General features: G+C 51.3%; 20 protein-coding genes and 1 pseudogene. 9 read left to right on the top strand and 12 right to left on the bottom strand.

Annotation, left to right across the window (positions count from 1 at the left end):
• Positions 1 to 111: 111 nt before the first annotated feature.
• From CWI35_RS10865 to CWI35_RS10845, 5 genes are all read right to left on the bottom strand, one after another.
• The gene (locus tag CWI35_RS10865) at positions 112 to 1,557 is read right to left on the bottom strand and encodes a glycoside hydrolase family 32 protein (protein ID WP_011232907.1); all 1,446 of its coding nucleotides are present in this window, start codon (positions 1,555 to 1,557) and stop codon (positions 112 to 114) included.
• Positions 1,558 to 1,569: 12 nt separating this feature from the next.
• Positions 1,570 to 2,946, bottom strand: coding sequence for a sucrose-specific PTS transporter subunit IIBC (locus tag CWI35_RS10860; protein ID WP_119877723.1), 1,377 nt, complete (start codon positions 2,944 to 2,946; stop codon positions 1,570 to 1,572).
• 193 nt (positions 2,947 to 3,139) lie between these two features.
• Positions 3,140 to 3,970, bottom strand: a complete 831-nt coding sequence (locus CWI35_RS10855) for a PRD domain-containing protein (RefSeq protein ID WP_033015391.1) — start codon at positions 3,968 to 3,970, stop codon at positions 3,140 to 3,142.
• An 18-nt stretch (positions 3,971 to 3,988) separates the two neighbouring features.
• Positions 3,989 to 4,483, bottom strand: coding sequence for a PTS sugar transporter subunit IIA (locus CWI35_RS10850; protein WP_064213669.1), 495 nt, complete (start codon positions 4,481 to 4,483; stop codon positions 3,989 to 3,991).
• A gap of 91 nt (positions 4,484 to 4,574) precedes the next feature.
• Positions 4,575 to 5,636, bottom strand: coding sequence for a tartrate dehydrogenase (locus CWI35_RS10845; RefSeq protein WP_063330615.1), 1,062 nt, complete (start codon positions 5,634 to 5,636; stop codon positions 4,575 to 4,577).
• A gap of 152 nt (positions 5,637 to 5,788) precedes the next feature.
• On the opposite strand from CWI35_RS10845, the gene CWI35_RS10840 reads away from it, so the two are divergent.
• From CWI35_RS10840 to CWI35_RS10820, 5 genes are all read left to right on the top strand, one after another.
• Positions 5,789 to 7,024 carry a PucR family transcriptional regulator gene (locus CWI35_RS10840; protein WP_119877722.1) on the top strand — a complete coding sequence of 412 codons (1,236 nt, stop codon included), beginning with the start codon at positions 5,789 to 5,791 and terminating at the stop codon, positions 7,022 to 7,024.
• A gap of 117 nt (positions 7,025 to 7,141) precedes the next feature.
• On the top strand, positions 7,142 to 8,275 hold the full coding sequence (gene ald / locus CWI35_RS10835) for an alanine dehydrogenase (protein WP_094239385.1): 1,134 nt from the start codon (positions 7,142 to 7,144) through the stop codon (positions 8,273 to 8,275).
• Positions 8,276 to 8,483: 208 nt separating this feature from the next.
• A complete protein-coding gene (locus CWI35_RS10830; protein WP_119877721.1) occupies positions 8,484 to 9,083 on the top strand; it encodes a Uma2 family endonuclease in 600 nt (199 codons plus the stop codon).
• Positions 9,084 to 9,128: 45 nt separating this feature from the next.
• A complete protein-coding gene (gene pdxK, locus CWI35_RS10825; protein WP_100659932.1) occupies positions 9,129 to 9,944 on the top strand; it encodes a pyridoxine/pyridoxal/pyridoxamine kinase in 816 nt (271 codons plus the stop codon).
• Between the two features lie 154 nt (positions 9,945 to 10,098).
• Positions 10,099 to 10,959, top strand: coding sequence for a carbon-nitrogen hydrolase family protein (locus tag CWI35_RS10820; protein WP_095860151.1), 861 nt, complete (start codon positions 10,099 to 10,101; stop codon positions 10,957 to 10,959).
• Positions 10,960 to 11,013: 54 nt separating this feature from the next.
• On the opposite strand, the gene putP is transcribed toward CWI35_RS10820, so the two are convergent.
• Positions 11,014 to 12,471 (bottom strand): sodium/proline symporter PutP, encoded by a 1,458-nt coding sequence (gene putP, locus CWI35_RS10815; RefSeq protein WP_119877720.1) that lies wholly within the window; start codon positions 12,469 to 12,471, stop codon positions 11,014 to 11,016.
• A 407-nt stretch (positions 12,472 to 12,878) separates the two neighbouring features.
• Here putP and CWI35_RS10810 point away from each other — a divergent pair, with 407 nt between their 5' ends.
• From CWI35_RS10810 to CWI35_RS10800, 3 genes are all read left to right on the top strand, one after another.
• Positions 12,879 to 13,697, top strand: a complete 819-nt coding sequence (locus CWI35_RS10810; RefSeq protein WP_119877719.1) for a basic amino acid ABC transporter substrate-binding protein — start codon at positions 12,879 to 12,881, stop codon at positions 13,695 to 13,697.
• A 69-nt stretch (positions 13,698 to 13,766) separates the two neighbouring features.
• Positions 13,767 to 14,423, top strand: coding sequence for an amino acid ABC transporter permease (locus CWI35_RS10805; protein ID WP_047819165.1), 657 nt, complete (start codon positions 13,767 to 13,769; stop codon positions 14,421 to 14,423).
• A complete protein-coding gene (locus CWI35_RS10800; protein WP_033009164.1) occupies positions 14,420 to 15,142 on the top strand; it encodes an amino acid ABC transporter ATP-binding protein in 723 nt (240 codons plus the stop codon). Before CWI35_RS10805 ends, CWI35_RS10800 begins: the two co-directional genes overlap by 4 nt.
• Before the next feature lie 187 nt (positions 15,143 to 15,329).
• On the opposite strand, the gene qoxD is transcribed toward CWI35_RS10800, so the two are convergent.
• From qoxD to CWI35_RS10770, 5 genes are all read right to left on the bottom strand, one after another.
• Entirely contained in the window at positions 15,330 to 15,629 is a 300-nt protein-coding gene (gene qoxD, locus CWI35_RS10795) for a cytochrome aa3 quinol oxidase subunit IV (RefSeq protein WP_011232920.1), read from the bottom strand.
• Position 15,630: 1 nt separating this feature from the next.
• Positions 15,631 to 16,245, bottom strand: coding sequence for a cytochrome aa3 quinol oxidase subunit III (qoxC, locus tag CWI35_RS10790; protein WP_015376112.1), 615 nt, complete (start codon positions 16,243 to 16,245; stop codon positions 15,631 to 15,633).
• A gap of 3 nt (positions 16,246 to 16,248) precedes the next feature.
• Positions 16,249 to 18,195: a cytochrome aa3 quinol oxidase subunit I gene (gene qoxB / locus CWI35_RS10785; protein WP_119877718.1), complete on the bottom strand. Its 1,947-nt coding sequence runs from the start codon at positions 18,193 to 18,195 to the stop codon at positions 16,249 to 16,251.
• A gap of 17 nt (positions 18,196 to 18,212) precedes the next feature.
• Complete coding sequence (qoxA, locus tag CWI35_RS10780) at positions 18,213 to 19,118, bottom strand: cytochrome aa3 quinol oxidase subunit II (RefSeq protein WP_100659936.1); 906 nt, start codon at positions 19,116 to 19,118, stop codon at positions 18,213 to 18,215.
• A gap of 526 nt (positions 19,119 to 19,644) precedes the next feature.
• The gene (locus tag CWI35_RS10770; protein WP_033008879.1) at positions 19,645 to 20,355 is read right to left on the bottom strand and encodes a TrmH family RNA methyltransferase; all 711 of its coding nucleotides are present in this window, start codon (positions 20,353 to 20,355) and stop codon (positions 19,645 to 19,647) included.
• Between the two features lie 146 nt (positions 20,356 to 20,501).
• Here CWI35_RS10770 and CWI35_RS10765 point away from each other — a divergent pair.
• Positions 20,502 to 20,624: pseudogene (locus CWI35_RS10765) on the top strand (hypothetical protein); the annotation flags it as partial.
• Positions 20,625 to 20,799: 175 nt separating this feature from the next.
• Here the strand turns inward: CWI35_RS10765 and CWI35_RS10760 are convergent.
• Positions 20,800 to 22,188: an ATP-binding protein gene (locus CWI35_RS10760; protein ID WP_119877717.1), complete on the bottom strand. Its 1,389-nt coding sequence runs from the start codon at positions 22,186 to 22,188 to the stop codon at positions 20,800 to 20,802.
• Positions 22,189 to 22,323 lie beyond the last annotated feature (135 nt).

Genomic DNA, 22,323 nt, shown 5'->3' with positions numbered 1-22,323 from the left:
TGTTAATGATTTTGCTCATCTACAGTTAGTAATCTAATGGATCACCGTTGTCATAAAAAGCTGCCAATACGCAAACGCTTCCTTGGCAGCTTCCTTGCACACAAACAAACCTTATAATTCCCATTTCTCGATGTCCATCTGAAGATGCCCATGAGCGCCAAAGAAAATCGTTTGGTCGTCCGGATGCGGAAAAAACCGCGCAGTGAACGTCTCTTCGCCATCATTGACGAACAGTTCGATCGATGACGTATCAAGGAAAACATGAAGCGAACGAAGACGTGGCAATCGACATTGCCGCTTCTCCGTCAGCCCGTTCACAAAGCTTTTCCGTTCAAGCGTCAATACCCCTTCGTCACTATTGTAAACAAGGCGAGCCGCATGGCGAAAGTAAATTTCCATCATGCTTCCGAACAGTTCGATATTGTCGAGGCGAAGTTCGATCGCATCTCCCTCGAGTCCCGGCCATGACCTCAGCTCATTCACCACAGTGGCGCTTGGATATGCTACTTTTTGTTTGCGCAACTGTTTCAGCTCTTCCACTGGCGTCTGTCTCAGCTTGCCGCCAGTGAGGCGAAGTTCGCGCGGCAAGGTGAGCGCGTGCACCCAGCGGTGGCTCACTGTCGGCTGACGGTCTTCATTCTGATCCGGCACACCCATCCAGCCGATGAGGATGCGCCGCCCGTTCCGGTCAAGCATCGTTTGCGGGGCGTAAAATTCAAAGCCGCGATCAAGCTCCTCAAACGTCCCGTGAAGGAATTCGGCCCGTTCGTAGTCGAAGCGGCCGACAAAATAACCTGACTGGTAGACGTTTTGGTAGCGCATGCCGTCCGGTTTTAATCCTTGCGGGCAGACGATGAGTACGTCTTGCCCATCTAATGGAAACAAGTCTGGGCATTCCCACATATAGCCAAACGGACCAAGCCCGTTCATGTTGCCGCCAGCAATTGGGCCAAGATGCTCCCAATGACAAAGATCAGCGGAACGAAACAGCACCGCTTTTCCATCGCCGCTTTCGCTTTGCGCCCCCAGGATCATATACCAATGGCCCTGATACCGCCATACTTTCGGATCGCGGAAATGGGCCGTATATCCGTCCGGAAGTGTAATGACGACGCCTTTTTTTGTAAAATGAATGCCATCTTCCGATACGGCCATGCATTGGTACGTTTGGCGGTTTCCTTGTTCATCTTTCACATTGCCAGTGTAAAACAGCACGAGTTTTCCATCGCAACTAATCGCACTGCCGGAATAGCAGCCATCTTTGTCATACCATTCGCTTGGCGCTAACGCAATCGGCGCTGCTTGCCAATGAACCAAGTCTGGGGATGTATAATGCCCCCAGAACTTGGCGCCATGGCCGGTGCGAAACGGCATCCATTGGTAGAAGACGTGATACGTTCCGTGCCAGTCGATCAGCCCGTTTGGATCGTTCATCAACCCGACAGGAGGCATGAGATGGTAGCGAAGCCGATACCGGTCACGATTGACAAGAGTCTCATATTTTTCGACTTCAGCGTATGCTTGTTCAATAAGTTTCTGTTCCCGTTCGGATTTCATCCGCTTGTCCCCTCACTCTTCTTCTTCACGGAACTTTAGAAGGAATGTCGCCACAAACGCTGAAACGACGGCAATGGCAAAACCGATTAAGTAGTGCATTAAGTTCGTGAGCCCTTCCGGCGCAACGATGGCGATCATCGGGATGCCGGTCAACCCGTAGGCATTAGCTACTACATTCGTAAATACGACGTACGCTCCGCCGAGCGCGCCGCCAATGGCCGCAGCGATAAACGGCTTCCGGTATTTTAAGTTCACCCCGAAAATGACTGGCTCGGTAATGCCTAAAAAAGCTGACAAGGCCGCCGGCAACGCAATCTCTTTTGTTTTTGTCCGCTTCGATTTGACAAATACAGCCAAACCGGCGCCGCCTTGGGCGACGTTGGCCATCGACCAAATTGGCAGTAAATAGTTGACCCCAAGTTTCGCCAACAAGTTCGCTTCAATGGCATGAAAGCTATGATGCACACCGGTAATGACGATCATCGAGTACAATCCACCAAAGATAAGGCCAGCTAACGCACCGCCATAATGGTAAACAAAGTTCAACACCTTCGTAATCCCATCGCCAATCAAATTGCCGAGCGGACCAATGGCCAAAATCGTAATAAATCCCGTCAAAATGACGGTCACAAATGGAACAACAAGCAAACTGACCGCATGGGGAACAACTTTTCGCAATCCACGCTCCACTTTGCTCATCACATACGTCGCCAGCAAAATCGGCACGACCGTCCCTTGATACCCGACCATAGCGATATCAAAGCCAAGAAAATGCATATAGTTTGGCTTGGCCTCGGCCAATCCCCACGGGTTTAATAGCGCCGGGTGAGTCATAATACCGCCGATGACCGCCCCTAAAAACGGCGTGCCTCCAAATTCTTTCGCCGCGCTAAAGCCGATTAAAATTGGCAAAATAATAAACGCCGCACTCGAAAACATATCAAGCAAAATATACAGCGGGCTGTCTGCCGCCACCCATTTGAACGCCTTCATCATCCCAAGCAAACCCATTAACAAACCGCTCGCGACAATGGCTGGGATGATTGGGACAAAAATGTTTGACAACGTCTTCGCAAAGCGGGCGAGCGGATTCATTTTTTGCTTGATGGCTTCTTGATGAGCATCAGCATCACCTTGCTGTATCCCTGCTTCCCGGACAAACGCCTCATACACTTTATTCACCACGCCGGTGCCAAAAATAATTTGAAACTGTCCGGAGCTGGAAAACGCCCCTTTAACCCCTTCAATGTTTTCAATGTCTTTCGCCTCGGCCTTTTTGTCATCTTTTAAGACGAGGCGAAGCCGTGTCGCGCAATGAGTTACGCTAATGATGTTTTCTTTCCCGCCAAGGAGCGGGATGAGTTGTTTAGCAATGTGTTCATAATTCATCGGTGAACTCCTCTCCTTCTGAATGATGGTGAAATGAAAAACAAAAAAGACCTAAAACATACAAAGGGCGATCTAGCGGCATGACTCACTTGCCGTTCCCTTCATACGTTTTAGGTCTTGCCTGCTCGAAGCAGTTACAATCCCGCAATATTTCGTTGTCTGTTTTGCATTATACGGCAACTTGCTTTTTTTGTCAACGCTTTCGCAACCGTTGGATATGGAGGACGATATAGGCGAGTTCCTCCTCCGGAAAACGGATGCCATATTCCTTCTCTGCATAGCTTGCCGCTTTTTGTGTACACGCCCATTCCCTTGCATATTTTGTCTGAATGAGCGCAAGCATCTCCTCATCCATCGAATGAATCGGCTCCCCGTTTTCGATGCGGCTTAAGGCAAAGCGCAAATGAGTGAGCAGCCGCTGGTATGAAATGCTTTCCTTATCGATCGATATGCCGAGCTCCGTTTGGATAAGGTCAACGAATTCATGAATGAGCGTCGTCTCGCGCATCGTTTTGTTCATGCTGGCGGCATCGAGTTTCGCCGTATGAATATGAAGGGCGATATGGGCCACCTCGTCATCGGGAATCTCGATGCCAAGCCGCTCTTTGATCAACTGTTTCGCCCATAGCCCAATTTCATACTCCGCCTTATATAGCACTTTAATTTCATTGAGCAATTTGTTTTGAATGCGGTAACCTTGCTTCAACCGCTCGATGGCAAACGACAAATGGTCAGTCAGCGCAATATGAATATGGTCGTTGAGCGGTGCTTGCAGTTTGCCTTCCGCATAGCTGATAATTTCTTCGGCAATATCGATATGTTCTTCTGGCAACGTGCGAAGCAATTGCTGGAACTTCTCATTTTCTTCTTCCATGACGAAAATTTTCTCAATACGGCCCGGGGGGATGAGATCGTTTTTCCGCTTTTGAAACGCAATCCCCGGGCCCATGACAATTTTCTCTTTGCCTTCATCGAGCACGACAACGGCGTTGTTGTTTAAAATCTTATGGATGCGAAACGCCATATGTCCTCCCTGCCGCCCTTATTTCATTTTCACATGAAATAAGACCGTCTCGCCTTTTTTGGCTGATGCCTCGGCCTTTCTCTCAAGGCTTTTGAGGGCATCCCCGTTCGTAATGATGATGGGCGTCACCGCGCTTTTCGCTTTCTCGCGCACAAGCGGCAAGTCGACAGAAAGAAGCCGATCGCCCCGTTTCACTCGGTCGCCGGCTTTGACATAGGCGGTAAACCCTTCCCCGTTCATCGACACGGTGTCGATGCCGACATGGATGAGCAGCTCCACACCCGCTTCCGAACGCAAGCCGATAGCATGCTTCGTCGGAAAGAGTTGGACGATTTCCCCGTCCACCGGAGCGACGACATCCCCATCCGCCGGGTCGATGGCGATGCCATCGCCCATCATGTTTTGCGCAAACACCGGATCCGGCACGTCTTCAAGCGGCACAATCGTTCCGTCAAGCGGTGCGGTGATCGTCTCTTCCTTCGGCTGTTGCTTGCCAAACCATTTTTTGAACAACGGGCGTCATCCTTTCTATTCGGTTTGTCTGACAACCAGTATACCGAAAACGGAAGGACAGTGCCAACCGCGCCGCCCCAATCGGTCTTCATCAGCCTCGTTTGCGCAGCCGCCGGCAAATTTCTTCCGTCACTTCCTTTGTCGTCGCCGTGCCGCCGAGATCGGGCGTTTTGATGCCGTCAGCGGTGACATCCTCAATCGTTTGCAACAAAAGGGCGCCGAGCTCTTCTTCGCCGAAATGGTCAAGCATCAGTTTCGCCGTCCAAATTTGCCCGATCGGGTTGGCGATGCCTTTGCCGTAAATGTCCGGCGCCGAGCCGTGCACCGGCTCAAACATGGACGGGTACTTGCCGTTGACGTTGATGTTCGCCGCCGGGGCGATGCCGATGCTGCCCATAATAGCGCCGCCAAGGTCCGTCAAAATGTCGCCAAACAAGTTGCTCGCGACAACGACGTCAAACGTATGCGGCCTTGTCACGAAAAAGGCGGCCAATGCATCAATATGGTACGACGCGGTCGCGACATCCGGGTAGTCGCGCTTGACGTCGGCGAACACTTCATCCCAAAACGGCATCGTATGGAAAATGCCGTTCGATTTCGTCGCGCTCGTCACATGCCGTTTCCGCTTCCGCGCCAGCTCGAACGCATAACGCATCGCCCGCTCCGTCCCTTTGCGGGTAAAGACAGCGTTTTGAATGGCGATTTCGTCTTCCCCGCGGTGGATGCGCCCGCCGACTTCGCTATATTCCCCTTCGCTGTTTTCGCGGACGACGATGAAATCAAACTCGCGCGGCTCGGCCAGGGGCGAGGATAAGCCGCGGAAATATTTTGCCGGGCGAATGTTGATCACTTGTTCAAATTCACGGCGAATTTTCAGAAGCAATCCCCATAATGAAATATGGTCAGGGACAAGCTTCGGATTGCCGACCGCTCCAAGGAAAATGGCGTCAAAGTTCCGCAACGTCTCCAGCCCATCATCCGGCATCATTTTTCCATGCTCCATATAATAGTCGCAGCTCCACGGAAATTCAGTGAAAGAAAAAGAAATCCCTCCATGGACGTCCGCAACCGCTTTCAACACATCCAACGCCGCTGGTACAACTTCCTTGCCAATGCCGTCGCCAGGGATGACGGCGATTTCCCATTTTTTCACAACAGTCTCCTCCCTGATGAAACATTTCCTTATCCATATGTTCAACAGAAAGCGCACCTAATCCTCTCCATCTATTATAGAATACACGATGGCAACCCTTATTTGTGGTAAAATCAAACTACAATCTGATGAACGATGCGGGGGAAACAAATATGTCTCACTATACCGACCCGTTCCGCGGCGAATTTGACAGCCTTGAAGAGTTTGCCGACCGCGTCAGCGACGTGCTGAAATGCCCGGTGACGATCGAAGATGCGAACCATCGGCTCATCGCCTACAGCGCCCATGACGATTACACCGATCCGGCGCGGACGGCGACGATCATCAGCCGGCGCGTCCCGGAAAAAGTGATCAACAGCTTATGGAAACAAGGCGCCATCCCGGCGCTGCTCAAAAGCCGTGAGCCGGTGCGCGTGCCGCCGATTCATGACGTCGGCCTCGGCAGCCGCGTCGCTGTGTCGATCTGGAAAAACGATGAGGTGATCGGTTTCATCTGGGTGCTGGAAACGAACCGGACGCTGTCGCCTGAGGAGATGGAATGGCTCAAACTCGCCGCCAAGGCAGCGAAAAACAAAGTGTTGCAGCTGTATATGCGCAAAAACAAAAAAGAAGAGCGGGTGCAGGAGCTGTTTTGGAAGTTGCTGACGAGCCATATCGCGGCCGAAGACGAGATTCGCGCTCATCTCGCCGCGATGCAAATCCCGACCGCACCGCAGTTTGCCGTTGTCGTCTTCCGCTTTGCCGCTGATTTGACCGCCGAAATGGAGCGGCAAATTTCTTATCTCTTGCAGACGACTCAGCAAATCCCGATTCTTCTTTATACGACCGACGGCCGCGATGTGATTTTGCTTGGGGCGCCCAAAACTGACCAGCCGCTGAAAGAGCTGAGTGCATTCATCGAATCGTTCGCCGCCAAAATGAAAGAACGATTTCACATCCACGATGTGCAGTGCGGGTTTGGCGGCGTGTACGGTGCCTATCGCCTCATTGAAAAAAGCTACCGCGAAGCGCTCGCCGTCCTGGCGCTGAAAGAAAAGCTCGGCGATGAAATCAAGTCGGTTTACGGCTATGCCCAGCTTGGCATTTACCAATTTTTTGATTTTTTGCTTGAACAAAAGCGGCAAGGGGAATGGACCAACCCAGCGTTAACGAAGCTGCAGTCGTACGACCAGAAACACCACAGCGACTTGGTGAAAACGTTTGAAACATTTTTTGACCATAACGAAAATGTGCAAGAAACCGCCGACGTCCTCAACGTTCACCCGAACACGCTTGCTTATCGGCTCAAGCGGATTGCCGACATCGCCGAGCTTGATCTCAATGACATGAATCAAAAAATCAAATTATACATCGATATTAAATTAGCGAAATACGAAGCGCGCGGTTGAATTTGTGGAAATCCACAAAACCCACGCGCTTCTTTCTCTTTTTTGAACAATGCCCGGCCCGTTCCGTCTCTTTTATACTATAAGTAAGGCCACTTTTGATGAGGAGGAACCATATTCATGATTATTGGGGTGCCAAAGGAAATTAAAAATAACGAAAACCGTGTCGCCATTACGCCGGCTGGCGTATTGTCGTTCGTTCAGGCAGGACATACGGTGCTCATTGAGAAAGAGGCAGGGGTTGGGAGCGGTTTCAACGACAGCGATTACGCCCGTGCCGGAGCACAAATCATCGAGCGAGCGGAAGATGTGTGGGCGCAAGCAGATATGGTGATGAAAGTGAAAGAGCCGCTGCCAAGCGAATACCGCTTCTTCCGTCCGGGGCTTGTGCTGTTCACCTACTTGCATTTGGCCGCCGACCCAGAGTTGACGCGCGTGTTAAAAGAAAGCGGCGTTATCGCCATCGCCTATGAAACTGTGCAAGTCGGCCGCACGCTGCCGCTGTTGACGCCGATGAGCGAAGTCGCCGGGCGGATGGCGGCGCAAATCGGGGCGCAATTTTTGGAAAAGCCGTACGGCGGCAAAGGCATTTTGCTTGGCGGCGTCCCTGGCGTCGCCCGCGGCAAAGTAGTCATCATCGGCGGCGGGGTCGTCGGCACGAATGCGGCAAAAGTCGCGGTCGGCCTCGGGGCAGATGTCACGATCATCGACTTGAACGCGGATCGCCTGCGCGAGCTTGACGACATTTTCGGCAACCAAATTACGACGCTCATGTCCAACCCGATGAACATCGCCGAAGCGGTCGCAGAGGCCGACCTTGTCATCGGCGCCGTCCTCATCCCGGGAGCGCGGGCGCCGAAGCTCGTCACCGAGGACATGGTGAAAGCGATGAAACCGGGGTCGGTCATCGTCGATGTCGCCATCGACCAAGGTGGCATCGTCGAAACAAGCGACCACGTCACGACGCACGACGACCCGACGTACGTCAAACACGGCGTCGTCCATTATGCGGTCGCCAACATGCCGGGTGCTGTCCCGCGCACCTCGACGATCGCCTTGACGAACGTCACGATCCCATACGCCTTGCAAATCGCCAATAAAGGCGTCATGCAAGCCATTACGGACAACCCGGCGCTCGAGCTTGGCGTCAACGTCGCCAACGGCGAAATCACGTACGAAGCCGTCGCCCGCGACCTCGGCTATCGCTACGTCCCGGCCCGCGAAGCGCTCGGGAAAACGTTGGCCGCCAACTAACCATGATGGACGCGGCCGACAACGCGCGCTGCCGGCCGCCTGTTCATCATTGTCCATTCCCATGATCGCCCGCTCATAGCGGGCGGCTTTTTTTTATCATCCTAAACCGACAAGGCCGCCATTTCTGCAAGTGAGCGTAGGCGGCGGGAGTATATCACCCGTTGCGTTATGCCAAATCATTTTCGTTCGACAAAGCGGCCAGTGTATAATGAAAATAGAAAGCGGGAAAGAAGGTGATTTCGTGAACGTTCCGGGAAAACAGGCGGTATCGCTTGAAGAATTTTATCGCATGCGGGAAACAACCGACCGCGTTTTAGAATACATTGATGGCGCTGTGTTGATGTCTCCCTCCCCTTCGACCCAGCACCAACGCATATCGGGACGGCTGCACGTCCAACTGTTCCATTTTTTAGAAGGAAAGCCGTGTGAAGTGTTTCATGCCCCGTTTGATATCGAACTAAAGAACGAACGAATCGAAGGCAAGAAAATTGTCGTCCCTGATTTAACCGTGATCTGTGATCGAAGTGGATTAACGGATACAAAATTTGTCGGCGTCCCAACGCTGATCATCGAGATTTTAAGCCCTTCCAACCAGGCGTACGATCTCGTGTTCAAATTGAATTTGTATATGCAATACGGAGTCGGTGAATATTGGATCGTGAACCCGATGCACTCTGTTGTGCAAATCTACTCGCTCAATGACGACGAACAATATGAACAAGCCGGCGTCTGGAAAGAAACCGGCATGGCCTATTCGCGCGCGCTTGACGGTTTTTCTGTTGATGTAGAACAACTATTTCGTCCTTGAGGGCGGCTTCATGATATAATGTTATGAAGCAAAGGAGTGATGATGATGACGATGCCAAAAGCGTTAACGATCGCCGGCTCGGACAGCAGCGGCGGCGCCGGGCTGCAGGCGGACTTAAAAACGTTCCAAGAGCTTGGCGTTTACGGCATGACGGCGATCACGACCATCGTCGCCATGGACCCGCACAACCGGTGGGCGCACCAAGTGTTCCCCGTTGACCTAGCAACGATCGAAGCCCAGCTTGAGACGATCATCGTCGGCGTCGGGATTGATGCCTTAAAAACAGGCATGCTTCCGACAACTGATATCATTGAATTAGCGGCGCGGACGATTGAAAAGCATGGTTTGAAAAATGCGGTCGTCGATCCAGTTATGGTGTGCAAAGGGGCGGATGAGCCGCTCCATCCGGAAAATACAGTGTGCTACCGGGAAACGCTTGTACCAAAAGCAACGGTCGTGACGCCAAACTTGTTCGAAGCAGCGCAGCTTTCCGGCTTGCCGCGCATTGAAACGATCCAGGACATGAAGGAAGCGGCCGGGCGCATTCATGAACTCGGGGCCCAATATGTCATCGTCAAAGGCGGGCGGAAAATTCCGCATGACTATGCGGTTGACGTCCTTTACGACGGCAAAACGTTTGAACTCCTCGAATCGGAGCGGATTGACACGACGTATACGCACGGAGCAGGCTGCACGTTCTCAGCCGCCATCGCCGCCGAACTGGCAAAAGGCCGGCCGGTGAAAGACGCCATTGCCACCGCCAAGGCGTTCATCACCGCCGCCATTCGCCATTCGTTCCCGTTAAACGAATACGTCGGCCCGACGCATCACGGCGCGTACCGACGCTACGGCGAACAATAATAGACAAGACCTCGTCCTTGTCTTTTTCCGCAACTCCCCTCCTTGAAATAGGAAGGGAGCGGGGCCTGCGCATATTGAAAAATCAAATGCCTCGAAACGGTTTGCATGGTGCTAAAATAGATGCCATATGGAAATAGAAAGGAAGGTGCCGCCATTGCGCGTATCCGCTGTCCAATATCATTTGCATACGATCCGTTCGTTTGACGAGTTTGCCGCGCAAGTGACGCATTACGTCAAAACAGCGCAAGAGTTTGACGCCGAGTTTGTCTTGTTCCCAGAATTTTTCACGACCCAATTGCTTTCCATTCCACTTGATGACGGACGTCAAGCAGCGATCGACGACTTGCCGGACTACACGGAGCCGTATTGCGGGCTGTTTACGTCGCTCGCCAAAGACACGGGCATGTATTTGATCGGCGGTACGCATGTCATCCGCGAAAACGGCAAGCTGTACAATGTCGCCCACTTGTTTGCGCCGGACGGAACGATCCATCGCCAAGCGAAGCTGCACATCACCCCGACCGAGGCCAACGAATGGAACATCGCCCCGGGTGACGGACTGCACGTCTTTGAAACGGACAAAGCGACGATCGCCATTTTGACGTGCTATGACATCGAGTTTCCGGAAATCGTTCGCCTGGCGCGCGCCAAAGGGGCGGACGTCATCTTCTGTCCGTCGTGCACCGACGATCGGCACGGGTTTTACCGTGTACGGTATTGCTGCCACGCGCGGGCCATCGAAAACGAAGTGTATGTCGTCACGACCGGCACGATCGGCTCGCTTCCGACGGTCGACTTTATGCGCGCCAACTTCGGCCAGGCGGCCGTCATCACGCCAAACGACATCCCGTTCCCGCAAGGCGGCGTCCTTGCGGCGGGCGAGATCAACAGCGACATGGTCATTACCGCTGACCTTGACTTGTCGCTCCTTCGCAAAGTGCGGGAAAAAGGATCGGTCGCGACATGGCGCGACCGGCGCATCGACTTGTACCCGGATTGGAATCAAGTGAAATAGTCCTAAACGACAAAAAGGGTGCCCCTGCGCAAGGGGACACCCTTTTGCCTATTTTTAGGACAGCAACTGCTTGAATCGATCAAATTGTTCAGCTACTTTCCCTTCTGGCTCCTTCGTCAGCAAGCTGACGATCACAATCGCTGCCAAGCTGGCGGCAAAACCGGGGATCATTTCATACAACAGCCCTTTCAAATACTCCGACTGCGTCCACAAAATGACCGTTGCCGCCCCGGCGACCATGCCGGCGAGCGCCCCCCATTTCGTCATCCGCCGCCAGCATAAGCTAAGCAAAATGACGGGGCCAAACGATGCGCCAAATCCAGCCCACGCATAGCCGACCAAGTTTAAAATGGTGTCGTTTTTCGTGTACGCCAGCGCTGTCGCGACAATGGCGACAAGGAGCACCGACAAACGCCCGACGAAGACAAGCTCCTTATCCGAAGCCGCGCGGCGGAACACGACTTTATACAAGTCTTCGGTCAGCGAGCTCGACGTGACGAGCAACTGTGACGAGATCGTGCTCATAATCGCCGCTAAAATCGCCGCCAGCAAAAACCCGGTAATAATCGGATGGAACAAAATGTGTCCGAGTTGAATAAACACCGTTTCCGGATCATCAAGCTTCATGCCGCGCTGCGAAAAATAAGCGATTCCAAAAAGACCCGTCAACATCGCTCCGACAACGGAGAAAATCATCCAGCCCATGCCGATGCGGCGGGCGCTTTTCATTTCTTTCACCGACTTAATGGCCATAAAGCGGACGATAATGTGCGGCTGGCCGAAATACCCGAGCCCCCAGGCGAATAATGAAATGATGCCAAGAAAACTTGTTCCTTTCCATATATTCAACAAGTTGGGATCGATGTCGCGAATCGTCTCCATCGTATCCACCGGCCCGCCTGTATGGAACAGCGTCACGACCGGCACTAAAATCAACGCGATGAACATAATCGTCCCTTGGACAAAGTCCGTCCAGCTGACGGCCAAAAAGCCGCCAAACAGCGTGTAGGCGACAACAACACCGCCAACGATCCACAATCCCGTATGGTAGCTAACACCAAATGAGTTTTCAAACAGAACACCCCCCGAAACGAGGCCGGACGAGACATAAAACGTAAAAAAGACCATAATGACAAGCCCAGATGCCATCCGCAACAATTTCGTGGCATCCCCGAATCGGTTTTCCAAAAACTCCGGAATCGTAATCGAGTCGTTCGCTACTTCCGTATAGACGCGCAAGCGCGGCGCGACAAACAACCAGTTTGCATAAGCGCCAAGCGTCAAGCCGATGACGATCCAGGCGGCGCTCACCCCATCGACATACATCGCCCCCGGCAGCCCCATGAGCAGCCAGCCGCTCATGTCGGAAGCCCCGGCGCTGAGCGCCGTCACCGCCGGTCCGAGCGTCCGGCCGCCAAGCATATAATCAGACAAATTGGACGTCCGTTTATACGCCCAATAGCCAATCCAAAGCATGCCGACTAAATACACAATGACGGAAAATAAAACCATATGGGCTCTCCTTCCTCTACTGTCTTGTCACCACTTTCATCATAACGAAATTGATAGTATTTACACAATAGTATTTATTTTTCCATACCGCTATAATAAACAAATTGACAAAACCTTTGCCAACTCTACCCTCTTTCTGGTATAATATTCTGTAAATTCAAAATCAATCGTTTATGTCTTTTTATACATAAAAAATTATTTTATAAAAATGCACACGAAATGATATTAGCCATATGCCCTTCAGTTAATTTGGCGAAAAACATTGAAAAATGCGCCTTTTCCCCATTTATACGGCAGTGCCAAAATGTTCAAACAATTATTTTTATAAAACCTATTGCATAATAACAAAAATATTGATAGTATGATAATCGTTCATCGACAATGATTCCAAAGGGGGATTTTATAGGATGTTAAAAATGAAGAAAGGTTTGATCGTAGCGGTCGTTGCTGTGTTGTTTATGGCGCTCGCCGCTTGTGGCAAGTCGACAGAAACAAGCTCTCCGTCAGGCGCTGAAAAAGAAGGGAAGCAAAAAATCACCGTCGGGACGGACGCGGCGTTTGCGCCATTTGAATATATGCAAAAAGGAAAAATTGTTGGGTTTGACGCCGACCTTTTGGATGCGGTGATGAAAGAAGCCGGCTTGGATTATGAATTAAAAAACATCGGCTGGGATCCGCTGTTCGCTTCGCTGCAAAGCAAAGAAATCGACATGGGCATTTCCGGCATTACGATTACGGACGAGCGGAAACAATCTTATGATTTCTCAGCTCCGTACTTTGAAGCAACACAAGTCATCTTAGTCAAACAAGGCAGCCCGGTGAAAAACGCCCTTGACTTAAAAGGGAAAACGATCGGCGTTCAAAACGCGACAACCGGTCAAAAAGCTGCGGAGAAGCTATTTGGCAAAGGCGATCATATTAAAAAATTCGAAACGAGTGTTGTTGCCATTATGGAACTGCTAAACGGCGGTGTTGATGCTGTCATCACGGACAACGCGGTGGCAAACGAATACGTGAAAAACAATCCGGACAAAAAATTGCAAGTCATTGAAGATCCACAAAACTTCGCTTCGGAATACTACGGCATGATCTTCCCGAAAGACAGCGAATTGAAAGCCAAAGTGGACGAAGCATTGCAAAAAGTGATCGACAGCGGCAAATATACAGAGATTTACAAAAAATGGTTTGGCAAAGAACCGAATATGGAAGGCTTAAAACAACAATAAGCGCACGAACATAGAAAAATGCGTAACTGCTAGCAAGTTACGCATTTTTCTTAGAGAAAGGTGAGATCGATGGATTTTCGTTTTGATATTATTGTTGAATACGCCCCTTACTTTTGGCAAGGGCTGCTCGTAACGATCGGCGTATCATTAGCCGGCATCGTGTTCGGCCTCATTCTCGGCCTGTTCATCGGCCTTGGCAAAATGTCGTCCAACCCGATTATTCGTTTGCCGTTTTCGTGGTACATTCACTTTTTCCGCGGTACGCCGCTTGTCGTGCAAATTTTGCTCGTCCATTTCGGCGCCATGCCGCTCTTTTTCGCCCAGCCAAATGCCGTCGCTTCCCTGGCCGTCTCGCTGTCGCTCAACTCGGCCGCGTATGTGGCCGAGATTTTCCGCGCCGGCATCCAGTCGATCGACAAAGGGCAAATGGAAGCGGCCCGCTCGCTTGGGATGACGCATGCGCAGGCGATGCGCTACATTATTTTGCCGCAGGCGTTAAAGCGAATGATTCCGCCGTTTGCGAACGAGTTTATCGTCTTAATTAAAGATTCGTCGCTTGGGATGGTCATCGCCGCCCCGGAAATCATGTATTGGGGGAAAGCGGCCGCGGGTGAGTATTACCGCGTTTGGGAGCCGTATTTAACAGTGGCGTTCATCTATTTGCTCTTAACGCTTTCGTTAAGCAAACTGTCACACTATCTTGAAAGGAAGTATTCGACCCAATGATTGACGTACGCCAGCTGAAAAAATCGTTCGGTTCGCTCCAAGTTTTAAAAGGAATCGATGTCCATATTCGCGAAGGAGAAGTCGTGGTCGTCATCGGCCCATCGGGGTCGGGAAAATCGACGTTTTTACGCTGCTTAAACTTGCTTGAGGATTTCGATGAAGGTGAAATTATTATTGACGGCATTAATTTAAAGGCGAAAGACACGAACTTAAATAAAGTGCGGGAAGAAGTCGGAATGGTGTTCCAGCGCTTTAACTTGTTTCCGCATATGACGGTGCTGAACAATATCACGCTGGCACCGATGAAAGTGCGGAAATGGCCGCGTGAAAAAGCGGAAGCGAAGGCGATGGAGCTGCTCGCCAAAGTCGGGCTGCAAGACAAAGCGCACGTCTACCCGGACTCCCTCTCCGGTGGACAGGCGCAGCGCGTCGCCATCGCCCGGGCGCTCGCCATGGAACCGAAAATCATGCTGTTTGACGAGCCGACGTCAGCGCTTGACCCGGAAATGGTCGGGGAAGTGCTCTCGGTCATAAAGCAGCTGGCCAATGAAGGGATGACGATGGTCGTCGTCACCCACGAGATGGGCTTTGCCCGTGAAGTCGGCGACCGCGTCCTGTTTATGGACGGCGGCTACATTGTCGAGGAAGGGAAGCCGGAAGACTTGTTCGACCACCCGCAGCATGAGCGGACGAAAGCGTTTTTATCAAAAGTGCTGTAAAACGTCGTCTTGCCTGTTTGAGGCAAGACGACTTTTTTTAGGCACATATCATGCCCCCTATAATGCAACCACGTTGCCTCTCCATCTCTTCAATGTTCCGTCAACGGCTCCCCCATTTCAGGCATCTATGACACCACAAAAGCCCTTCTGAACATAAAAAGCCGGCCGAACCCCGGCCAGCCTCGCTTTACAACACAAACTGCATCACCCAAATCGAACCGGCGACAACGACAACAGCAATAAAGAAGCTGTATACCATGTTGAACGTTTGCACTTTGCCGCTGTCGCTTTCGTTGACGTGCATGAATAGAAACAGCTGCAAGCTCGCTTGGATGATCGCGAACAAGACGATGATGACGATCACGGCTTTAAGCGGCAGCCCAGACGAGAGCGCCACCCAAAGAGCCGCAAACGTCAAGACGAGCGACAACAAAAACCCAATGATATGTTTCCACGGAAATGATTCGCGATGGCTGTTTGCGCCCATGTTAGATCACCATCCCTAACAAATAGACGAGCGTGAAGATGAAAATCCAAACGACGTCCAAAAAGTGCCAATACAAACTGACGATAAACACTTTGCGCGCTGTTTTCGGCGTAAAGCCGCGCTGGAGGAGCTGGATGATGATCAAAATCATCCAGCCAATCCCTACACTGACGTGGGCGCCGTGCGTGCCGACGAGCACGAAAAAGCTTGATAAAAATGCGCTCGTCTGCATCGTCGCTCCTTCATGGACGTAATGGATGAACTCGCGAATTTCAACCGTAATAAACCCCACCCCAAGCAGAAGCGTCACGAGCAGCCAAGCGATCAGCCCGCTCATGCGGCCGCGGCGCATTTCAAAAATGGCCAACCCACATGTGAAACTGCTCGTCAACAGCAACAACGTTTCGATCAAAACGTCTTTTACCTCAAACAGCTCCGCTGCCGTCGGCCCCGAGCCGGTCCGTTGGAACAAGACGAGATACGTCGCAAACAGCGTCGCAAACAGCGCGACTTCCGCCCCGAGGAAAATCCAGAAACCCAATATGTTCAACCGACTTTCTTGCGTCCGATACTCCAGCGGCACCGTTTCCTCATAGCGATGTGCAGCTTCTCCCATTCGTCACGCCCCCTTCCGCGCCGCTCGTTCCATCCGTTTGATTTCGTCAACCGGAATATGGTAGCCATCATCGTCTTCAAATGAGCGGAGAATCAATCCAAGCACAATGAACAACGCACCAACGATAGCCAACGCAAACCACTTGAACACAAGGCCGAACCCGGCGACGAAAAACGCCACCGACATCCAAAACGGGCGTCCTGAGTTGCTTGGCATATGGATCGGCTTCAAGTCTTCTTCTTTCACGTGGAAGCCGCCATACTTTTTCTTCATCACCCAATACGCGTCCACATCTTCGACAACCGGCGTCACCGGGAAATTGTAATGCACCGGCGGCGACGCGGTCGCCCACTCAAGCGTCCGTCCGTTCCACGGGTCGCCGGTCATGTCGCGCTCGCCGTAGCGGGCGCTGTAATAAATGTTGTAACAAAGCACGATAAACCCGATGCCCATCAACACCGCCCCGACCGTCGCGACGACGTTGAGCGGCGTCCAGCCGAGACCAGCCGAGTACGTGTACATGCGGCGCGTCATCCCCATCAACCCGAGGAAATACATCGGGAAGAAGCAGATGTTAAAGCCGATCATAAACAGCCAAAACGTCCATTTGCCGAGCCGCTCGTTTAAAATATGGCCAAACATTTTTGGATACCAATAATGCAAACCGGCAAAGCAGGCGAACACCGTACCCGCGATCAACACGTAATGGAAATGGGCAATCAGAAAATAGCTGTTATGGTATTGATAATCGGCCGCGGCCATTGCCAGCATCACGCCTGTCACGCCGCCGATGACAAAGTTCGGAATGAACGCCAGCGACCAAAGCATCGCGGTTGTAAAACGAATTTTCCCTTTTCGGATCGTAAACAGCCAGTTGAAAATTTTCACCCCGGTCGGAATGGCGATCGCCATCGTCGTGATCGAGAAGGCAGAGTTCACGGCCGGCCCTGCGCCCATCGTAAAGAAGTGGTGCACCCAGACGATAAAGCTTAAAAACGCAATGCCCACGATCGAACCGACCATCGCCTTATAACCGAACAGCCGTTTCTGCGCAAACGTGCTGACCACTTCCGAGAAAATGCCGAACGCCGGCAAAATGACGATATACACTTCCGGATGGCCCCAAATCCAGAACAAGTTCGCCCAGAGCATCGACATGCCGCCGTTGGCCATCGTGAAAAATTGCGTGCCAAATACGCGGTCGAACGTCATTAATGCCAAGGCGACCGTCAACACCGGGAAGGCGAAAATAATGAGCACGCATGTGATGAGAATCGTCCACGTAAACATCGGCATGCGCATCAACGTCATGCCCGGCGCACGCATTTTTAAAATCGTGACAAGGAAGTTGATCCCGGTCATCAATGTTCCGATCCCGGAAATTTGTAAAGCGACAGCGTAATAGTTGTTGCCGACGCCATGGCTGAACTCATTCCCCGCGAGCGGGAAATACGCCGTCCAACCGGCGTCCGGCGATCCGCCGATGACAAAGGAAATGTTAAACAGCAACGCACCGAAGAAAAAGAGCCAAAAGCTTAACGCATTCAAATATGGAAACGCGACGTCGCGCGCCCCAATTTGCAGCGGAACGACGATGTTCATCAAGCCGATGATGAACGGCATCGCCATAAACAAAATCATAATCGTCCCGTGCGTCGTAAAAATTTCATTGTAGTGCTGGGCATCAAGAAATTTCATATTCGGAGCCGTCAGCTGCGCCCGCATCAAAAGCGCATCAACGCCGCCGCGGAAGAGCATCAAAACTGCGCAAATAATGTACATGACGCCGATTTTTTTATGGTCGACGGTAGTGAGCCATTCGTTCCACAGCCATTTCCATTTTTTAAAATACGTCAAGACGAACACAATGCCGATTATCGTTAAAACGATCGCGACATCAGCCGCGTAAATGAGCGGCTCTCCGGTTACGAAAAACTCGCTCCATTTCATCTTTCGCTCCTCCTTTCCTACTCCCCATGATGGTGACCGTTTGTCATCGTTTCATCATGTTGATCGTCATTTTTCATTGGCTTTCCATCTCCATGATGGCTGTTCTGTTTCGCATGGTCAATCCATTGCAAGTGGGTGTTCGAAAACGTCATTCGCCCAACAAGCCCCGGTTTTAAAATTTGTGTGTATTTTTCCTTATCGAGCTTCGGGGCGGTTTGTTTCACTTCATTTATCCATTTGCGGAAGTCCGTTCCCGTTTGGGCGACAACCTCAAATTCCATATGGGCGAACTTTTCCCCGGAAAAGTTGGCGCTCCGCCCCATATACGATCCTGGTTTATCAGCTTGTAAAATCAGCTCTGTCTCCATGCCGTCCATCGCATATTTTTGTCCGCCTAGCTCCGGCACCCAAAACGAATTCATCGGTCCGACGGACGTGAGCTTGAATTTGACCGGCACACCGGCCGGAATATGGACGTAGTTGACCGTTTCAATGTTTTCTTCCGGATAGCTGAAAATCCATTTCCAGTTCGCCGCCGTCACATGAATCGTGATCGGTTTCACGTTCTCGGTCGGCGGCTTTTCCAATGCAAACGTCGCCTTCACTGTTGGAACAGCGAGCGCAGCGACAATCAAAATCGGAATGGCCGTCCAGACGACTTCAAGCAACGTGTTTCCTTCCTCATCCGGCGGCTCATAGCCGGCATTTTCCGGCTTCTCGCGATAACGAATGAGAAAAACGGCAAACAACGTAAATACAACAACAATAATGAACAACATAAAGCCGACAGACCACATGATCAAATCATACTGCATGCGCGCCACCGGCCCTTGCGGATTTAACACCGCTGTGCGCTCGACGCAACCACCAAGCAAAAGCAAAAACGGCAAGGCTAACATGACGCGCCATATCGCCTGTTTCATCGCTCTGTATCCCCCTTTATCCGTCCCCGATATCCAGGGCGTCTTCCATCCAATATTTCTTTGTTTTCTACCATATCAAAATTGAAAATATTTGAAACCAACACACGCAAAAGTTCATAAATCAGCAAAACATTTGTCACAAACTGTTCAATCATTGTTCAAGAAATCGCCAATTGTTTTCCTCGTTCAGGGAAATATTGATGGGAAAAGGGATTGAAGGAAGGAAAGGACATCAAAAAAAACGGCCGGATCCCTACGTTCCAAAAAAATCCGGCCGTTTCTTGTATGTGAACTACCCACCACCTACGCTTCGCTTAGAGGCGGGGGCTTCAAGCGACTTGTGTGTGTTCGCTGAACGGTAAGCCACACACAAGAACCCTTTACGCTTCCCTTCGTTCCGAAGGTGTCCGTTCTAGCCATATTCTATCCTATTCGTTGGCTAACGCCAACCGACATTCATCTCCCACTTTCACTGGTGCTGGCGCACCTTCACGTTTAGAAGTAGAAGACTTCTTTCGGAGGGAAGTTAAATGGTATACCCTTGCAGCTCAAGCTGTTTGCGGATGCGCGGATTCAACGTTTGCCACATCCATTGTTGGTAGAGCGCTTTTTTCTCATTCGACGATAAATAATAGCGCGTTCCGGCTTGGCGGCGCGCGCGCTCAGTCACATCGTACAGCGCCAGCGCCGCGGCAACGGAAATGTTAAAGCTTTGGACGAAGCCGTACATCGGGATGACGAACGTCCCGTCTGCGAGTTTCAGCGCCTCATCGGATACGCCGCTATGTTCGTTGCCAAATAAAAGCGCCGTCGGTTTGGATACATCGATGTCGGAAAGAGGAATCGTCCCCTCGCCAAGATAGCTGGCATACACTTGATACCCTTGCTGTTTTAAGTCGTTGATGGCGGTTTCGATATCAGGCTGCCGGTGAAGCGTCAGCCATTGGTCAGCATGGCGCGTCACGAGCCGGTTTGGCGAAAATGGCGCTTTTCCCGTGACGATATGGATGTCTTGAACGCCGAACGCCTCGGCTGTCCGCAGCACCGCTGCCTGATTGTGCGGGTCGTCGACCGCTTCAATCAAAACCGTAATATAACGGGTGCGCTCGTTAAGAACGTCATACATTCGTTTTAATCGTTTCGGCAAAATCATTTCCCAAACCGGACGCGTCTGCTCGGTCAGCAGCCCTTCTTGCTGCAGCTGGGCAAGAAACGTCTTCATGTCCCGTTCTTCCATGTCGATCACCTTCGCTCCGTTCCTCTTCGCCTGTGCTTTCCTATTGTACAAAATAGGATGCCGCTGGGCAATCTCGATCATTCCCTGAACTATTCAAACTATTCTATAAATAATATTTTGGAAACATTGTTCATTTACAAACTATCATTCATGCGGCTGCCGGAATCATTAACTTCGTCGTCTTGACTGCGGCTTTATCGTCATGCAACAGCGGCATTTTCAGCACGAGCCGGATAATGGCGAAGCAAAACGGGGCTGACCCAAAAGAGCGGTAATGCTCCTATCTGGGGCGACATAGAAAAATAGACCAACACGAAAAACCCGGTAAAACCGAGGATTTCAGAGGTGGTCTCTTTCACATACTTCGGTTACATTTCATCAAAAAGGGACTTTTGAGTCAGCTCCGTTTCCTTTTCATTTGTTGGCAACTGCACAACCCGTCCCTCATCTTTCTTTGACGCCGATGTACGCCTGGCGCGGGTGGTTCGGCTGATCCGGATATTTCAATCGGATTTTCCCTTCGTCGACCAGCTTCCCTAAGTAGTTGGTGCGCAGCCCATCCGGCGTCCGTTCCAACAGCGTCGCCAACTCTTTCAGCCGCAACGGTCGCTCGCAGCACAGGCGGACGATCATCTCTTCCATAACCGCCGGAGCCAACCGCTTTTTTCGACGTGCTAGTTCTGCCATCTCCCACAGCCGCTCATCGATCGACTCGTTTCTCTCTTCTTCCTCCCTTTCATCAACAGATATAGCATTATTTACGGAGTTTGGTGTTTTATTAACGGAGTTTTCACCTTTATTAACGGAGCATGACGGGATATTTACGGAGTCAACCTCGTTTTTTACGGAGTTCGCCTCCCTATTCAAGGAGTTCGTCGAGTTGTTTACGGAGTTTTGTTCGATAATAACGGAGTTGAGCTCCTTATTTACGTAGTTGGTCTCGTTACTTCCGAAGTCCACGTCATGTTGATCCGCACCGTGTTCTATCCATGCTTGTTCTTGCTGTTGCAATGATTCATTGATTTCTGTTTCAATTGTCGCCCCCGCCTCAGCTGGAAACAACAATGGGCATAACGTCACGATCGTGCGGTCTGGATTCATTTGCTGCAAAATATCGACCGGCTGGACAAGCGCCCGTTCCTGCCAATCATGCATGCGCTTCAAACCGGATCCTGCGCGTTTGCATACATCGATCAACAAAAACATTTTAAAGATGTTCGGATTGCGCAGATTGCTCATTTGTCCAGCCATAGCGGCTTCAATTGGCAGGCGGAACCGGCCCGGGTTGGCAAATCGAAACGCCCCGTCCTCTTTTTCAACGGTAATGCCGCCTTCTTCCCCGTAATCGGCATGAACGATGGCATTAGCGAGCGCCTCGGCGAGCAGAGCACGCCCTTCCTCAAGCCAAACGTGGCGCTCCAACTCCGCCAACACGCGGAAATAAAAATCATAGGCGTTGCCGGACCACGTTCCATCCTGCGATGTGAACCGCTTCGCCCATCCTGCCGCCTTTGCACCGTCATATTCCCGGTATTCTAAAAAATATTGCGGCAGCACCTCGGTAATGATCCGCTCTTCGCTGAACATCACGAGTCCGGCGAGCGTCAGTCCTTCTTTGCTGCTGTCGCGCAGCTTGCCCCAAGCGCCGATTTTGTATAAAAACTCTTTCGTCTCAAGACTGTTCCATGGATGCCCCGGTTTGGCGCGGGCAAACTGCTCCCGGTAATGGCTGACGGTCTCAAAATTGAGCTCGCTCAAGCTGTAATGCTCTAAAATGAAGCTGTCTGCCAACCCATTGGCGCGTTCATGAAACGAATGTGTATATTTATTCACTCTTGATCTTCCTTTAACATTATTTTTGCAAAACAGTCTTGACCTCTTTTTTTCTATTGTACCATCTTTTATTCTCCTTGCGGACGATTGCCAAAAAAAGAAAAGGGTTGTGGATATGTGGAATAACGGTCCATG

Source organism: [Bacillus] caldolyticus (assembly GCF_003595605.1).
Taxonomy (GTDB): domain Bacteria; phylum Bacillota; class Bacilli; order Bacillales; family Anoxybacillaceae; genus Geobacillus; species Geobacillus thermoleovorans.
The sequence above is the reverse complement of the archived record's forward strand: the minus strand, read 5'-3'. Positions and strand labels throughout refer to the sequence as shown.

Coding starts and splice junctions, on each gene's coding strand:
- CWI35_RS10865 (WP_011232907.1), bottom strand. CDS start 1,557: ATGAAATCCGAACGGGAACAGAAACTTATTGAACAAGCATACGCTGAA.
- CWI35_RS10860 (WP_119877723.1), bottom strand. CDS start 2,946: ATGAATTATGAACACATTGCTAAACAACTCATCCCGCTCCTTGGCGGG.
- CWI35_RS10855 (WP_033015391.1), bottom strand. CDS start 3,970: ATGGCGTTTCGCATCCATAAGATTTTAAACAACAACGCCGTTGTCGTG.
- CWI35_RS10840 (WP_119877722.1), top strand. CDS start 5,789: ATGTCTCACTATACCGACCCGTTCCGCGGCGAATTTGACAGCCTTGAA.
- ald (WP_094239385.1), top strand. CDS start 7,142: ATGATTATTGGGGTGCCAAAGGAAATTAAAAATAACGAAAACCGTGTC.
- CWI35_RS10830 (WP_119877721.1), top strand. CDS start 8,484: ATGAAAATAGAAAGCGGGAAAGAAGGTGATTTCGTGAACGTTCCGGGA.
- pdxK (WP_100659932.1), top strand. CDS start 9,129: ATGACGATGCCAAAAGCGTTAACGATCGCCGGCTCGGACAGCAGCGGC.
- putP (WP_119877720.1), bottom strand. CDS start 12,471: ATGGTTTTATTTTCCGTCATTGTGTATTTAGTCGGCATGCTTTGGATT.
- CWI35_RS10810 (WP_119877719.1), top strand. CDS start 12,879: ATGTTAAAAATGAAGAAAGGTTTGATCGTAGCGGTCGTTGCTGTGTTG.
- CWI35_RS10805 (WP_047819165.1), top strand. CDS start 13,767: ATGGATTTTCGTTTTGATATTATTGTTGAATACGCCCCTTACTTTTGG.
- CWI35_RS10800 (WP_033009164.1), top strand. CDS start 14,420: ATGATTGACGTACGCCAGCTGAAAAAATCGTTCGGTTCGCTCCAAGTT.
- qoxD (WP_011232920.1), bottom strand. CDS start 15,629: ATGGGCGCAAACAGCCATCGCGAATCATTTCCGTGGAAACATATCATT.
- qoxC (WP_015376112.1), bottom strand. CDS start 16,245: ATGGGAGAAGCTGCACATCGCTATGAGGAAACGGTGCCGCTGGAGTAT.
- qoxB (WP_119877718.1), bottom strand. CDS start 18,195: ATGAAATGGAGCGAGTTTTTCGTAACCGGAGAGCCGCTCATTTACGCG.
- qoxA (WP_100659936.1), bottom strand. CDS start 19,118: ATGAAACAGGCGATATGGCGCGTCATGTTAGCCTTGCCGTTTTTGCTT.
- CWI35_RS10770 (WP_033008879.1), bottom strand. CDS start 20,355: ATGGAAGAACGGGACATGAAGACGTTTCTTGCCCAGCTGCAGCAAGAA.